Source organism: Streptomyces sp. NPDC057697, assembly GCF_042799335.1.
In the GTDB taxonomy this organism is placed as follows: Bacteria; Actinomycetota; Actinomycetes; order Streptomycetales; family Streptomycetaceae; genus Streptomyces.
This window is the reverse complement of the sequence record NZ_JBHVJA010000003.1, coordinates 168,523-181,915: the sequence shown is the minus strand read 5'-3', so window position 1 is coordinate 181,915 and position 13,393 is coordinate 168,523. Positions and strand designations below refer to the sequence as shown.

The window sequence follows — 13,393 nt, the reverse complement described above, 5'->3', positions numbered from 1 at the left end:
GGTCGGCGCCCCGTCATCACTAACGCTCCGCAGGCCGTGGCGTTGCGCACCCGGAGGCGCTTTGCCCTCACGGCCGACTGCCTAGTACCGTAGGCATCGATTGGTGACGCACCGCTCAACTGTGTCATCATCTGCACGCACCACTCGCGCTCGCGCGGGGTGTGCTGGAGGCGTCGCCTAGTCCGGTCTATGGCGCCGCACTGCTAATGCGGTTTGGGTCTTAAAGCCCATCGAGGGTTCAAATCCCTCCGCCTCCGCTCTTCGACCAGGGAGTTCGGCCCGTACGGGCCGAACTCCCTGAGCCGTTTCCAGGGTCTTTCCGGCGCCCGGCCCCGGCTACTTCCGGGTGGCGCAGGGGTCGCAGCAGGAGGGGGCCGGCTCGACGCAGATGGTGACGGCGTCGGTGTTGTCGCCGGGGTCGGGATCCTTTTCGTGGGCGGTGGCCGTGGCGGTGTTGACGACCGGGCCGGTCCTGGTGGCCTTGGCCCGCAGTACGAGGGTGGCTCCGGTGCCGTCGTCCAGGGTGCCCACGGCCCACCGGCCGGTGGCCGGGTCGTAGCTTCCGGGGCCGTCGGCGGACACGAGGGCGAGACCGTCCGGGAGCCGGTCGGTGACGGTGACGCCGGTGGCCCGGTTCGGGCCGGAGTTGTGGACGGTGACGCGGTAGGTCACGGTCTGGCCGACGGTGACGGTGGTCGCGTCGGCCGCCTTGACCACGGAGAGGTCGGCGGCCGGGTTGACCTGTGTGATCTGCTCGTTCGAGAGGGCCGTCAGAGGCTCCGGGGTGTCGCCGAGGCGGTTCTCGTAGGTGGCGGTGGCGGTGTTCCTGAGCTGCCGGCCACCGGCGGCCCGGTCGATGGTGACCCGGTACTCGGCGGTGGTCCCCGCGGGCAGGGTCTCGGTGTTGGGCAGGCTGCCGCCCTCCCCGGTGGCGGTGTTGCCGAGCGCGAAGACGACCTTGTCGCCCTGGGCGTCGTAGTACGCCTGGTCGTCGCCGCGCGCGTCGGTCTTCGGCCCGGCGTTCGGGCCGTCGACGATGCGCAGGGAACCGGGCAGATACGTCGTGCCCGCCGGGATGACGTCGGTCAGCACGAGGTTCTCGGCCGCGCCGCCGCCCTCGTTCCTGGCGTTGACGCGGTAGGTGATGACGTCACCCACCTCCAGCGGCCCCGTGGGCGCGGCGGTCTTGGTGAGCACCAGGTAGGGGGCGGTGCCGAAGAAGATGCCGTCCAGGAAGTTGCCGATGCTCTGGTTGCCGCCCGCGGCGGAGACGGACCGGAAGGCGAACCGCGTCCGGGTCTGCCCCGCCGGGACGGTGTAGGTGCCGGTGTAGTGGCCCCAGGCGGCGGTGCCGTCGGTGAAGCGTCTCTGCTGGACCGTGGCGCCCGGCGCACCGATGTCCAGGGCCATGGTGTCGTCCCCCTGGCGGCCGCGGTGGTACAGCTGCCAGTACAGCTTCGTGCCGGGCGTGGTGGGCAGGTCCTGGTAGAGCGTGGAGACCTGATTGGCGTTGAGCTCGGCGAACTGCGTGCCGTCGGCCGCCGGTACGCCGTTGAAGCCCGTGTGCCACAGCTCGATCATGTGGTCGGTGGCGGTGGTGAGCCAGCCCGGGACCCGCTTGGGAGCCTGTGTCTGCGAGGAGTCCGGCAGGATCTCCACGCCGGAGACGACGGGCTGTTCGAAACTCCCGTTGGCCAGGGTGACCCGGAGCGGAGCAGGAGGTGTGGCCATGGTTCTTCCCCTCGAAGTCGGCGCAGCTGGAACGCACCGCCCTCCGGCCGCACAACCGCGTGTCGTGACCGAGCCGGTGCATCCAGTAGCGCAATGCATCCGGGTGATCGCGTAAAGCGAGGAGCGGGGCGGTTCGGCCAACCCCGTCACGGCGGGTTTGCGGCCCCGCCCCGGACGACCGGCCGCCGCCCCGACCCACGCCCCGCCGTCCCCGCGCCGCTCCCGTCGCACCCGCCACCCGGCCCCCTCCCGCCCACCCCGTCATGGCCAAAAGCCGACGCCGTGCCCGGTACGCCCACCCCTGCCCAGGGTGAACCGGCCATCGCAGAGGTTGACGCTCCCGGCGCGTAGACGTCGATGTTCCCGACGCATCGGCGCCGACGTTCCCGACGCATCGGCGGCGATGTTCCCGGCGCTTCGGCGTCGACGTTCCCCACGTCTCGACGGCGACCGTGTGAACGCCCATGGGGACGGGGGTCGCTGACCCGCACCCCGGAGCCCGGCCCACCACCCCGCAGCGCCGACCGCATACGGACCCACCCCGTCCGCCGCCCGCCCCAGGAGGGCCGGGCGCTCCGCACCCGCATCCGTCGAACACGGTGTTTCCGCAGGTCGGGGCGGGTGGGGCTAATGGATTTCGCGCTACGGCGCAGGTCATGTAATGTTGTTCTCGCAACGCCGACCGGGAAGAAAAAAACCGGGAAGCACAAGCACTCGTAGCTTAACGGATAGAGCATCTGACTACGGATCAGAAGGTTGCAGGTTCGAATCCTGCCGAGTGCACAGCAGGCCGGAGGCCCCCAGGAGAAATCCCGGGGGTCTCTCGCGTTGCCCGTACAGCAGCGAAGTACAGCAACCGTGTCAGCCGGTACCGCCCATCGCGTCGGACAGCTTGCCGATCGCCTCGCGCACCTCTTCGTCGGCCGCGTCCGCATAGACGTCCATCGTCATGGCGATCTGCGAGTGCCGCGGAATGCGCTGGGCGACTTTCGGGTGCACCTTGAGGACGACCAGGAGCGAGCCGGTGGTGTGCCGGGTGTTCCGGAGCGGGATGACTCGCAGGCCCGCGCGACGGGACCGCAGAGCGAACATCCGGGTGAGGTTCCCCGGTTCGATCGGGGTGCCGTACTTCGTCGTAAAGACCAGGTCGTGAGAGCCCTGCCACAGCTCCCCGGCGGCTTTCCGGTCCCCGAGCTGCTGGGCGCGGCGCATCCGCAGGGCCTTGAGGCAAACGGCCGGCAGAGGGAGGAAGTCGTCGGAGTCCTCCGTCTTGGTCTCACGGTGGAGGATCGCGCGCCCGGCCCGCTGGATCTGGTGGTCCACGTACAGCTCGCCGGTCTCGAAGTCGATCGACTTCCACGTCGGCCCCAGCACCTCCCCACGGCGCAGCCCGAGCGTCAGCACGAGGACCCAGGCCGCGAAGAGATGGTCATCCCGGGCCGCAGCGTCAGCGAGGAAGAGACTGGCCTCGGTAGCGGACCACGGCTTGATCCGACGCCGACGAGGCTTGGGCACCTTCACCAGCGAGGCCACGTTCTTACTGATCTCCTCTTCCGTGACCGCGTGGCTCAGCGCAGCCCGCAGGGCATCACGGGAGCCCTGGACCACCCGGCGGGACGGGTAGGACTCGCAGCAGTCCCCGACTGCGCAGCACTTCCGCCGACCGGGGTCCCGCTTCGCGTCCTTTCCTTGGGCACAGCACTGGCAGAGCGTGGCGAGCTTGGTGAGCCATTCGCGCACGTCTCGCACGCTCAGCTTGTCGAGCCGCTTAGCACCGAGCTGCGGGGCGATGTAGAGCCGCACGTACCCCTCGTACGAAACGTACGTCAGCGGGGCCAGGTTGGGCTTCACGATCGAGTCGAGCCAGTACGCGAGGAAGACTGCGAGGGTGCGGTGCCGGGTGGCCACCGGCCCCTTCTTCGCCTCAGCGTGGAGGTTCAGCCACTTGTCGTGCACCTCGTCACGGGTCTTGCCGTAGGCGTACTTCCGGGCCCGCTTCCCGTCCGGCTTGGTGACCCAGACGTAGGCCGCGAAGCCGTTCTTGTATGGGTAGATGGAACCTTCCCCGTTGCCACGCTTGCCGGTCATGCTGCCCACCCTTCGGCGTCGGCGGTGACGCGCTGGACGTACTCGTCCACCCACGCCGGGAGGATGCGCCGATTGCGGCCGATCTTCACGGAGCGGATCTCCCCGGTGAGCACGAGCATCTTCGTCTTGGAGAGACCGAAGCTCAGCATCTCGGCCACCTCAGCGGTGGTGTGCCACTTGGGCTGGATCACGGTGGTGGGCATCAGCGCTCCTCCCCTTCAAGGGCTTCGAGTTCGGCGCGGTGTTCGCGGGCGGTTTCGCGGTTGTGTTGGATGTCGCGGTGGATGTTGGCGGCGAGCCAGGATTCGCCGGGGGTGTGGCCGTTCCCGGCGTAGGCCCAGTGCGCGAGCGTGAGCGTGGTCGCCTCGGGGTGGTCGTCCGGATCCGGGAGGCCGAGGACGGTGCGTTGTTCGGCGGCGCGGTAGTCGGCGCGGACCTGGCGGAGGGCCCCGAGGGTGGTGGAGTAGGCGCGGGACTTGGTGCAGAAGTGGCCGCAGAAGCCGAGCATGTGGGCCCAGTCGCGGAGCTTGCGTTCCGGGTAGGCGTGGTGCAGGTCCAGGCACGCTTCGATCAGCCGCCGGGGGTGCTTGGGGACGTCGAGGAGGACGAGGGCTTCCTTGTTGCCGACCCGGTGGTCGACGGTCCCGGTGGTCTCGGCCGCCTTGGTGGCGTACTTCGCGACGTACGAGGCGACGGCCTGTTCCGTCAGATCCTCGCCGTTGCCGAACGCGCCGATGGGTTGCACATCGATCTGCGCGCCCCACCGCAACGTCCAGCCGTCATTGACCCCGGCTTCCGGAACGGCCGGCACGAGGACCTCAACCCGGGTGGCGGCGGCGCGGATCGCGTCGTCCAGGAGGTCGAGGGTGGCCCAGGCCGGGGGCGGGGTGTCGGGGCCTTCGGGTCCGTCGAAGCGGATGACCGCGTGGAAGTGCACGGCCCCGCGCTTCTGGTACTCCGCGACCTTCCCGAAGGACACCTTGGACTGTTCGTGGGCGGCTTTCTGGGTGAGTCCGGCTCGCCTTGCGATTTCGCGTCGGAGGTAGATCGTGAAGTAGCGCCAGAGGTCGGAGGCGTGGTTGTTCCACAGGACCGCGCCCGCGTAGTCGTAGGTGTCGGGGTCGAGCGGTGTGCCCAGCTCCGGGGCGTCCTTGGGGTGCCGGGTGCCGCAGCGGCAGGTGCGGTTGCCGGGCCGGTTGTGGACCGGGCCGAACGAGGGGGCCGTCAGGGTGGCGAAGACGCGGGGGTGGTCCCGGATGGTGGTGGGGGTGCCTTTGTCGGGGTCGCCGGTGAGTCCGGCGCGGATGAGGTGGTAGGTGTCGCCTGCGTAGGTCCAGGCGCAGGCGGGGCAGCGGGTGGCGCGGCGGTTGCCGCAAGCGATCCGTAACCGGCCGCCGGGCTCGGTGTCGGTCGAGTAGTGGTGCAGGACCGTGCCGGTGGTGGGGTCGATGGTCTTGGTGGTGCCGGTGAGGTGGATGGGCTGGGAGCAGCCGCCGGTGCGGCGGAGTTGTTCGGTGAGGCGGTCGAAGCCGGGAGACCCGGCCACCCGGAGCAGATCGCCCAGGGTGGCCGGGTCCAGGCCCGCCGCAGTCGCAGCGGTGGTCATAGCGCTCAGGCCCCGATCCGGGTGTGGGCGCGAGCGGTGGTGGTGTGGCCGGTGCCCCGGCAGGCGGGGCAGTGGGCGGTGATGGTCTGGCGCTGCCCGTTGGGGGTGCGGGTTCCGGTGGTGATGGTGACGGTGGGGAAGCCGTCGCAGTGGCCGCAGATCGGCCGGGGGCGGATGTGCTGGGGCATGATGGGTCTTCCCTTTCGGGTCCGTTGGATCTGGAAGTGGTGGGCGCCCGGGGCGGCGGAAGTTTGGCGACCGAGGCCGCCCCGGGCGCCGGTTAGCGGTTGTTCGGGCGGTTGAGCAGCGAGCGCAGGATCACGGCGCACAAGGCGACCGAGGCGGCGGTGATCGCGGTGGCCAGGAGCATCGAGACCAGGACCGTGCCGACGACGAGGACCACGGCGGTCCCGCCAGCGGTGGCGATGAGCAGCAATCCCGGGGTGAACTGAACGGCCGGACGGGCGGGCGGCGCAGCCGGAACCGGAGCCGGGGCGGTCGGGGCGTTGTGGCAGGCGCAGGCCGGAGGATGCACGAGGCCGGTGGGCGGCGGGACGAGGGACGTTGCGGGGGTGGGTGCGGTGTCCGGGGGCGGGATCTTCGGGGTGAACACGGTTGGGCCTCCTGTCAGGGGTTGCAGCGGTGGGTGCGGGCGGCGAGTTCGGCGGCGGCGCGGCCGTGGTAGTCGGCGGAGAAGTCGCAGCGGGGTGCGGTGCAGGCGGCGACGTGCTTGGTGCGGCCCCGGCCGTCGTAGTAGGTGCCGACCTGAACGGGGCCGAAGCGGACCACGTTCGAGAAGCGGTTCGGACGCGGCATGACATGAACCTCCCTGTGGGTTAAGTGAGTTGGGCGGTGATGGCATCGGCGAGCGGCGCGGGGACGCCGAGGCGGGCGCGCAGGGTGGCCGAGTCGATCCGGGCACCGGTCGTGGCTTGGTGGGTGTCGGAGAGCTTCCGGGCGTGGTCGAGCAGCGCCGGAGGAACGGTCACCGCCGGGGCCGGGGCCGAGGGCGGAGCGGGCTCGCCGGATGAAGCCGCAGGAAGTTCCGGGGCGGGTTCGGGAGCCCGTTCCACCGTCACGTCCGCAGCCGGTTCGGTGGCCGGAGCAACCGGCGGTGCGGGCACTGGAGCGGGCTTGGGATCGGCCTAGGGCGCGGCGGCGGGGGCGTGGACGAGGAGGGTTCCGCCGAGGAAGGCGGGGGCGGGCCATCCGGCGACGAGGATGCGCAGCCAGGCGGGAACGTCGTTGAGGTTGAGGAGTCCGGCGGTGGCGACGTTCGCGCCGAGCGACGCGGCCAGGGCGATGATGAACCAGGCCCAGGCGGCGCGGTTGTCGGCGGTGGTGCGCATGCGCCGCCAGGCCGCGACCAAGAGCAGGTCGACGCTGATCGGGTAGGCCCAGGCTTTCCAGCCGTCCTGCCCTGCCGCTTCGGCCAGGTCATGCAGGTGCGCGAAAGACAGGGCACCGGCTATGACGGCCTGGACGAGCACGGCGTCAATGCGGATGCGGGGCACGGGAATCACCTTCCTTCGAGATGGACCCGCACCAGGCCGGGCTTGAGGAGCGATGGGCCCGGAGTGGGGGCGGCGGAAACGGCCGGCCGGAAGGGTGCCAGTGCGGCGAGATGTGGGGTGAGGTGCGCGTGCTCGTGGCAGATGGCCACGGCTTGGGCGGGGGTTATGGCGGGGCTGCGGATGCGTGACCAGCCGCCGGAGGAGTCCCCGGCCACGGCGACGCCGGGGGCGGTCCGGGGGGATGGTGGTGGCGGCGAAGACCGCTTCAGGGGCGATGTCCCCGAGCGCCATTTCGGCGGTCTGCTTGTCGTTGACCCGGTGCACCACACGCCCGGTGAGCTGGGCACGCAGGGCGGTGGCTCCCTTGCCGAGGTCGGAGCCGAAGCGCTGCCCGCAGACCTCCAGGAAGATCCCGACCGCGCGGGCCATCTGCGCGAGCCGGATCATCCGCATCACCATCCGGTCCCGGCGTTCCTCGTCCTTCTTCACGGCGACGAGGAACAGCTCCGCGACCTCGTCGACCAGGACGACCAGCGGCACCGGACGCACCTTCGCGGGCAGACCCCACAGGTCCGAGACACCATGCGAGCTGAGGAGGTCGAAGCGCTCCTCCATCTCACCAACGAGGGCTTCCAGCAGGCCGTCGGCCTCGTCCGGGGTGATGGCGAGGGCGGAGAGGCGGGGTGCGTAGCCGCGCTGTTCTACCCCGCGCTTGCAGTCGATGCCGATCAGGCCGACCGGGAGCTTGGCGAGGCCGGAGATGAGGTTGCGCTGATACATCGACTTGCCCGACTGGTTCGCACCGATCGTCAGGGCATGCGGAACCTTCTGGTAGTCCCGGACGAACGCCGAACCGTCCTCCCTCAGCGCGACCGGCACGACCAGCGGACCGGCGGTGATGTTGCGGGGCAGGCGGCGGGGCATCCTCACGCGGCGCAACACGTCGTAGCCCGTCATCCGGAGCTCTACGAACCCGGGCTTGACCTCGACCACGTGGACCGAGTGGACGCCCCAGGCGTGGCGGAGCCGTTCGGAGGCGGCGGACACGTCGGCAGGCTCCAGACCGGCCGGGAGACGGAGCGTCGCCCGCATGCCGGTCGAGGAGAAGCGGACGCGGCGGACCTGCGGGGGGAACGGGCTGGACTTCCTGGCGGGCAACGTTGCGGACCATGAACGCTCGCAGGCGGGACGGCTGGACCGTCAGCCCGCACACATCCATCGTCGCCCGATACGTCACCGAGAAGCGGACCCGGGCGACCGGGGCCCCGACCAGCGACCAGAACACCCGAGGGGAGCGGGCCTTCGCGTAACCGAGGCCACCGGCGGCCGATAAGGCCCCCGCAACCTCGATCACCGTGGACAGGTCCGACATGATCAGGCCCCCAGCGGGGTCACAGCGACCGCCCGGAAGCTGATCCCGTGCCGGGTCTGGCCGTTGAAGGTGTTCTCCCAGTCCCGGGCCTTGAGGCCGACGACCGTGACCGGAGTGCCGGGGGCCAGGTTCTCCGGGACGCCCGTGTTCGGCACGGTCACCTGGTAAAGGTTGCCCTCTCCCTCGTCCGCGACCAGCAGACCCACCGTCGCGAGCGGCGCACCGGTCTCCCGGTCGATCGCGATCTCACCGGTCTGCTTGCTCACGAGCTTCGGCGTCGGAGGCGTCGCCACGAACACGACAGCGGTCGAAGTGTCGATCTTGAAGGACGGCATCTGATACTCCCTGAATCGTGTGGAGCAGCCCAAAGAGGACCCTCGGCGTTCGCTGTCCTAGGACTGCGACTCGCTAAGCAAGACTATGGACCGCAGTCTCGGGACTGTGTTTGACTTGGCTCCGACGAGAGGAGTTCGGGATGACGCCTAAGTGGCGCGAGCTGGCAGACAAGCTGGCCGAGCAGATCAAGGCGGGTGAGTACGGTCCGGGCGCGCAGCTCCCGCATATTCGGGATCTGGTTGACGCTGGTGAGGGCTCTAAGTCCACGGTCCACGCCGCCTACAAGGCTCTCGAAGCCGAAGGCCTGGTCACCTCATCCCGAGGGCACGGCACGGTCGTACGCCAGCGGGTTCCGCTCAAGCGGCTCGGTATCGATCGATACGACAAGGCCAAATGGCGCGATGGCGACGAAGTGGCGTTCATTGCGGACCGCGTAGCGAGTGGTCGCGCCTACCGCCGGAACGAGCAGACGCAGACGGTCAGCCTCGTCGAGGCTCCCCTCGCCGCATCCGAAGCACATGGGCTGCCCGCAGGGGCTGAGGTGTACGCGCGGGCCCGACTTGTGAAGGAGGGTCAGCAGCCCACCCACTGCTTGACCAGCTATTACCGGCCCGAGCATGTCGAAGGAACCCGCCTCGTTGACCCGACTCCTGGACCGGCCGGCCGAGGTGGAGGGTTCCGGGTGCTCTATGACGCCGGTTACGAGATCGACCACATGAAGGAGCAGATCTTCGCTCGGACGGCCACGGCCGACGAAGCGAAGCTCCTCCAACTGCCCCCGGGAGAACCCGTCGTCGAGTTGCACCGGACGACGTACACAGCCGATGGCACGGTGGTGGAGTTCGCCATCGGGGTACACGCGGCATCGCGCTTCGCCTGGGAGTACAAGTTTCAGGTGCCCGACTCGGCGACGGACAAGGGAAGCCCTCAGTGATCACCACGCAGGACTGGGAAGACGCCCGGCGCATCTGGAGCTATCACCAGATGGGACACGCCCTTAAGCCCTGCTCTGTTGCCATTGGGCTCGGCAGCCATGACCTCGGAGTAGCTGACACGTCGGTAGACCTCTACAAGCGCGGGCTGGTGCCGCTTCTCCTCTTCACCGGGGCCACGAGTCCCACGACGAGGGAGCGGATGCCCCGGGGTGAAGCTGTCCACTACCGGGAGCGGGCAGTCGAATTGGGGGTGCCCGGGTCTGCTGTCCTTGTGGAGCCCAGGGCCCGCAACACAGGTGAGAACATCCGCTTCGCGCGGGATGTGTTGGAGAAGGAGGGCGTTGAGGTGGCCTCCGTACTCCTGATCAGTAAGCCGTACGAGGAGCGGCGGGCATACGCCACGGCCCGCAAGCTGTGGCCCGAAGTCGAGATCGTCAGCGCTTCGACGCCCATGACACTGGACGAGTACGTGAACTCGATTGGTGACGCGCGCCTGGTGATCGACATGCTGGTCGGCGCACTGCAACGGCTGATGATCTACCCGGATCAGGGATTCATGATCCGCCAGCCCGTACCTGCCGACGTATCCGAGGCGTACCAGCGCCTCCGCCAAGCCGGCTTCACCAGCCGACTCCTCGCGACGGATTCACCCTCTTCTTGACCGAGCCTGAGAGCTGTTACAGGTTTCTCTACCTCATCAAGGTACCCGGCTGCGCTCCGCTCCGCCGGGCGCGCTTCCCGGCTCTGGCTGCGCCCGCGCTCATGCCTTCGGCCCGCTCGGCGCTGCCGCCGCCGACGCGCGCCCGCAGTGGATAGGCCCGTGGGGCATGAGGCGAGAACCGAGCCCGCGGCTTCAAGACATGCCTCCGGCGGGGGCGCTCAGACTCCGGGATGGCCGGGGCGCCGTTCGCGAGTGCCGGCCGGAGCGTGGTGAGCGTCGTGGGGCTCCCATCCCGACCACCTTCGACCCAGGCAGAGCCGAGCAGTCGCGGCCCAGGGCGTCAAGGTCGTTCGTACAGTGGCGCGCTCCACCTTGACGCCCTGAACCATGACCGCTCCAGGGAGTGTGGGTCGAAGGCGGACGGGATGGGAGCCGGGGTGAGTGGTGGGGCAGGGCAACTTGCTACGGCGGGCACTCCGACCAAATGCGGGCATATTCCCCATTGCTTACCCGCTACCGCCCTCAGGGCATACCCTGAGTTCTCAACAGAGACCGAAGAGGGGGGAGTTCGTGGCCGAGTATTCAATTGCCGCCTACAAGATCACCGTAAATAGGCGGCAGAAGAAGGATCCACTTAAGTTCGACAATTTCAATGGAGGCGGATCAGACCTCCTCAAGGTGCTCCACGGATACCTGAAGTCCTTGCAGGAGGACGGATTCGACAACCCTGATAGCAAGAAGGTCATCAACGCCTCGGAAGTCTCCCATAATAATCGTCACATCCAGGCCACCTTGGGCCTCGGTGAGTATGGAGTTGAATCCATATTCGAAGAGCGTGGCAGCGGTGCTCCTCGTTTTAACCGAGAGCAAACTGACGTGGAGATTCTCCGCTACCGAAACCTTTTGATCCTCCCTAAAGAAAGGGAAGTCGGTCTATTGCTGACCGAGCGCATTCACAATCGTGGCGTCTATAGCATGTTTTCTACTGGCTTGCGTAGGGCCTTCAGGAAGCGCTTCCCTGAATATGTTCTCGACGTTAATAACCTCTCGCCGGAAGCCGCTGTGTCCCGCGTTCTCGACGGTGGGCAGGTAAAGAAGATTCGCCTTGTTCGAAATAGTGTGCCTCGCGACATTGCCGACCGTTATGAGCTTGGTCAGCACGAGACGGAACTTGGCACCATGGAGACGGTCATCTCGTCACCTCGCCGCAGCAGCCTTAGCAAGAAGTTGATTGAAAAGGTAGTGCACGGAGAGGCGGACGTATCGCGGCTTCTTGAGTGGCAAGGCGTTGAGTACAACGACCTGCGGGTTGAGGTGCGGACAGGTCGCACCACTCGGACGGTGTCAGTGGCGTCTGGTAGAACTCCTGTAGTCACCTTCGAGGTCGATGACGAACTCCTTGACGCTGACGGGGTCCTCTCAGACGAAGCCTTCTACCAGGAGGCGATCAAGGTTGCACTTGACCTCGCGGAGGACATCAGCCTGACTCGATCTTCAGTAGCGGAACAGCAGTTCACATGGCCAGAAGACTGGAATGACTACCGGCTGGAGGTACCGCCAAGTGAGGATGCTGAACCTTAAGCCAATTTTTGTCGATCATTTCCAAACACTTCGAACGGGAGAAGAGGAGCAGGAAAGCGTATCCAAGTCGGACGTTCTCACTCTATACGCACTTCCCGCCCTGCTCCCCGCGTCTGTGGCTCTGACGCATTGGCGGATCGGCGGGATCGGGGATCTCCTAACGGCGCTCTCACTAATGTCCGGGTTGTTGTTTAACCTCCTGGTCTTGTCGTTCGACGTTGCCCTGAGGGCGGCTGCTCAGGTGCGGAGTTCGCAGGTCGAAAGCATGGATACTAGCGTAAAGATCAAGCTAATTCGGCAACTGCAGGCTAATGCCACTTATGGGCTAGTCATAGCCCTCGCGGCAACAGTAATTCTCGCAGTCGGGGCGTCGCTAGATCTGAAGGATTTCAATCCCTGGATGACGGGGGTGTTGACCTATCTCCTAGCTCACTTCATTCTCGTTCTAATGGTCATCTTGAAAAGGATCCGTTCCATCTTCAGGAATGAATTCCTTCCCTAGGGCTCCCTACGATCAAGCAGATGCCCACTAGGTCACTGGCATCTACAGCTGACAGCAACGGCATCGGACGAGGGCGCACCCAAGCGTTCCTGACCAGCAGTCGCGGTCGGCCTGTGTGCAGGCGTAGTGGCGTGGAGATCGAACTCCTAAAGCGGGTGTCGCCCCGCCCGGCCCGGCTCGAACGGGCTGGTCCCCTCCACAACGGGCCAGTACTGGGGGAAGCAGCCACCGACCGACGCGGGCCACGGGGAGGCTACCAGTGGGCGTACAGCAGCGGCGTACCGCAACCACAGCAACCGCCCCTGTACGCCACCACCTCTCCGGAGTTGAGTAGCGGCCGGTATGGCCGTAGCTGACCGATCCGGCTAGAGCTACGGATCAGAAGGTTGCAGGTTCGAATCCTGCCGAGTGCACAGCAGTTCAGAGACCCTGTGGATCAGTCCACAGGGTCTCTTGCTTTTGGCTTCAGGGTCTGGGTGAACTGCCGGGCGGGGCCGGGGTCGGTCAGACGGTGACGGGTGCGGGCGGTCGGGGTGCGGACTCCAGGCGGCGGGAGCGTACGGCCAGGATGATCATGACTGCCGGGATCAGGAGGTCGTTGACGAGGACCCCGCCGGTGTTGCCAGGGGCGTGGTCACCGTTGGCGAACCACTGGTAGAGGTGGCCGATCAGGGCTCCCCAGAGGAACATCCCGCCGCCGAGCCCGATGGTGATGCGCTCGCGTGCGGATGCCGAGGCGGCCCGGAAGCCCATGATCGCCAGCCCGAGGTTGGCGAAGGCGATCTCGAACATGAAGGGCGTCCGGTCGAAGCCGATCGCGGTGGCCATGGTGTCCGGGAACGCGAGGAACGCGATCGTCATCCACAGGCTGCCGATGCCGAAGGCGCCGATGGCCCACCAGCGCTGCCAGATGTCGAGTGCTTCCCGGCGTGACCGGGCGTGGCGGGCCCGGACAGCGGCTCCGATGGCCGGTACCAGGATCCAGACGAGGGGGAACGCGGACTGGGCGACGTACGAGAAGGTGTCCATGCCTCAGTCTTACCTGGTTAATATTAACCGGTCAAGTG

At 67.5% G+C, this 13,393-nt stretch carries 14 protein-coding genes, 2 tRNA genes and 2 pseudogenes; 7 read left to right on the top strand and 11 right to left on the bottom strand.

Annotated elements, in window-relative coordinates:
* Nucleotides 1-166 precede the first annotated feature (166 nt).
* Nucleotides 167-257 (top strand) — tRNA-Ser (locus ACFVFH_RS10640).
* Nucleotides 258-336: 79 nt separating this feature from the next.
* Here the strand turns inward: ACFVFH_RS10640 and ACFVFH_RS10635 are convergent.
* Nucleotides 337-1,731, bottom strand: coding sequence for a hypothetical protein (locus ACFVFH_RS10635; protein ID WP_383765824.1), 1,395 nt, complete (start codon nucleotides 1,729-1,731; stop codon nucleotides 337-339).
* A 710-nt stretch (nucleotides 1,732-2,441) separates the two neighbouring features.
* Between ACFVFH_RS10635 and ACFVFH_RS10630 the strand changes: the two genes are divergently transcribed.
* Nucleotides 2,442-2,514, top strand: a tRNA-Arg gene (locus tag ACFVFH_RS10630).
* Nucleotides 2,515-2,592: 78 nt separating this feature from the next.
* Here ACFVFH_RS10630 and xerC read toward each other — a convergent pair.
* The 8 genes and pseudogenes from xerC to ACFVFH_RS10590 form a co-directional block, all read right to left on the bottom strand.
* The gene (gene xerC, locus ACFVFH_RS10625; protein WP_383765822.1) at nucleotides 2,593-3,828 is read right to left on the bottom strand and encodes a tyrosine recombinase XerC; all 1,236 of its coding nucleotides are present in this window, start codon (nucleotides 3,826-3,828) and stop codon (nucleotides 2,593-2,595) included.
* Nucleotides 3,816-4,022 carry an excisionase family DNA-binding protein gene (locus ACFVFH_RS10620; RefSeq protein ID WP_057573672.1) on the bottom strand — a complete coding sequence of 69 codons (207 nt, stop codon included), beginning with the start codon at nucleotides 4,020-4,022 and terminating at the stop codon, nucleotides 3,816-3,818. The genes xerC and ACFVFH_RS10620 overlap by 13 nt, the downstream gene beginning before the upstream one ends.
* On the bottom strand, nucleotides 4,022-5,425 hold the full coding sequence (repSA, locus tag ACFVFH_RS10615; RefSeq protein WP_383765820.1) for a replication initiator protein RepSA: 1,404 nt from the start codon (nucleotides 5,423-5,425) through the stop codon (nucleotides 4,022-4,024). Before repSA ends, ACFVFH_RS10620 begins: the two co-directional genes overlap by 1 nt.
* Before the next feature lie 5 nt (nucleotides 5,426-5,430).
* Nucleotides 5,431-5,613: a hypothetical protein gene (locus tag ACFVFH_RS10610; RefSeq protein WP_073822406.1), complete on the bottom strand. Its 183-nt coding sequence runs from the start codon at nucleotides 5,611-5,613 to the stop codon at nucleotides 5,431-5,433.
* A 92-nt stretch (nucleotides 5,614-5,705) separates the two neighbouring features.
* A complete protein-coding gene (locus ACFVFH_RS10605; protein WP_383765818.1) occupies nucleotides 5,706-6,038 on the bottom strand; it encodes a SpdD protein in 333 nt (110 codons plus the stop codon).
* A gap of 14 nt (nucleotides 6,039-6,052) precedes the next feature.
* Nucleotides 6,053-6,241, bottom strand: coding sequence for a mobile element transfer protein (locus tag ACFVFH_RS10600; RefSeq protein ID WP_318197583.1), 189 nt, complete (start codon nucleotides 6,239-6,241; stop codon nucleotides 6,053-6,055).
* Nucleotides 6,242-6,261: 20 nt separating this feature from the next.
* Nucleotides 6,262-6,939 (bottom strand): annotated as a pseudogene (locus tag ACFVFH_RS10595) (DUF2637 domain-containing protein).
* 5 nt (nucleotides 6,940-6,944) lie between these two features.
* Nucleotides 6,945-8,176 (bottom strand): annotated as a pseudogene (locus ACFVFH_RS10590) (FtsK/SpoIIIE domain-containing protein).
* Here ACFVFH_RS10590 and ACFVFH_RS10585 point away from each other — a divergent pair.
* A complete protein-coding gene (locus tag ACFVFH_RS10585; protein ID WP_383766830.1) occupies nucleotides 8,109-8,249 on the top strand; it encodes a hypothetical protein in 141 nt (46 codons plus the stop codon). The pseudogene ACFVFH_RS10590 and the gene ACFVFH_RS10585 sit on opposite strands and share 68 nt — an antisense overlap.
* Before the next feature lie 64 nt (nucleotides 8,250-8,313).
* Here the strand turns inward: ACFVFH_RS10585 and ACFVFH_RS10580 are convergent, their stop codons facing one another.
* Complete coding sequence (locus tag ACFVFH_RS10580; RefSeq protein WP_030701162.1) at nucleotides 8,314-8,646, bottom strand: hypothetical protein; 333 nt, start codon at nucleotides 8,644-8,646, stop codon at nucleotides 8,314-8,316.
* 140 nt (nucleotides 8,647-8,786) lie between these two features.
* Here ACFVFH_RS10580 and ACFVFH_RS10575 point away from each other — a divergent pair, with 140 nt between their 5' ends.
* From ACFVFH_RS10575 to ACFVFH_RS10560, 4 genes are all read left to right on the top strand, one after another.
* Nucleotides 8,787-9,581: a GntR family transcriptional regulator gene (locus tag ACFVFH_RS10575; RefSeq protein ID WP_365929338.1), complete on the top strand. Its 795-nt coding sequence runs from the start codon at nucleotides 8,787-8,789 to the stop codon at nucleotides 9,579-9,581.
* Nucleotides 9,578-10,243 carry a YdcF family protein gene (locus ACFVFH_RS10570; protein ID WP_376418121.1) on the top strand — a complete coding sequence of 222 codons (666 nt, stop codon included), beginning with the start codon at nucleotides 9,578-9,580 and terminating at the stop codon, nucleotides 10,241-10,243. The genes ACFVFH_RS10575 and ACFVFH_RS10570 overlap by 4 nt, the downstream gene beginning before the upstream one ends.
* Nucleotides 10,244-10,813: 570 nt before the next feature.
* Nucleotides 10,814-11,824 (top strand): hypothetical protein, encoded by a 1,011-nt coding sequence (locus ACFVFH_RS10565; protein WP_383765815.1) that lies wholly within the window; start codon nucleotides 10,814-10,816, stop codon nucleotides 11,822-11,824.
* On the top strand, nucleotides 11,805-12,326 hold the full coding sequence (locus ACFVFH_RS10560; protein ID WP_383765814.1) for a hypothetical protein: 522 nt from the start codon (nucleotides 11,805-11,807) through the stop codon (nucleotides 12,324-12,326). The genes ACFVFH_RS10565 and ACFVFH_RS10560 overlap by 20 nt, the downstream gene beginning before the upstream one ends.
* 504 nt (nucleotides 12,327-12,830) lie before the next feature.
* Here ACFVFH_RS10560 and ACFVFH_RS10555 read toward each other — a convergent pair.
* A complete protein-coding gene (locus tag ACFVFH_RS10555; RefSeq protein ID WP_383765812.1) occupies nucleotides 12,831-13,355 on the bottom strand; it encodes a DUF6790 family protein in 525 nt (174 codons plus the stop codon).
* Nucleotides 13,356-13,393 lie beyond the last annotated feature (38 nt).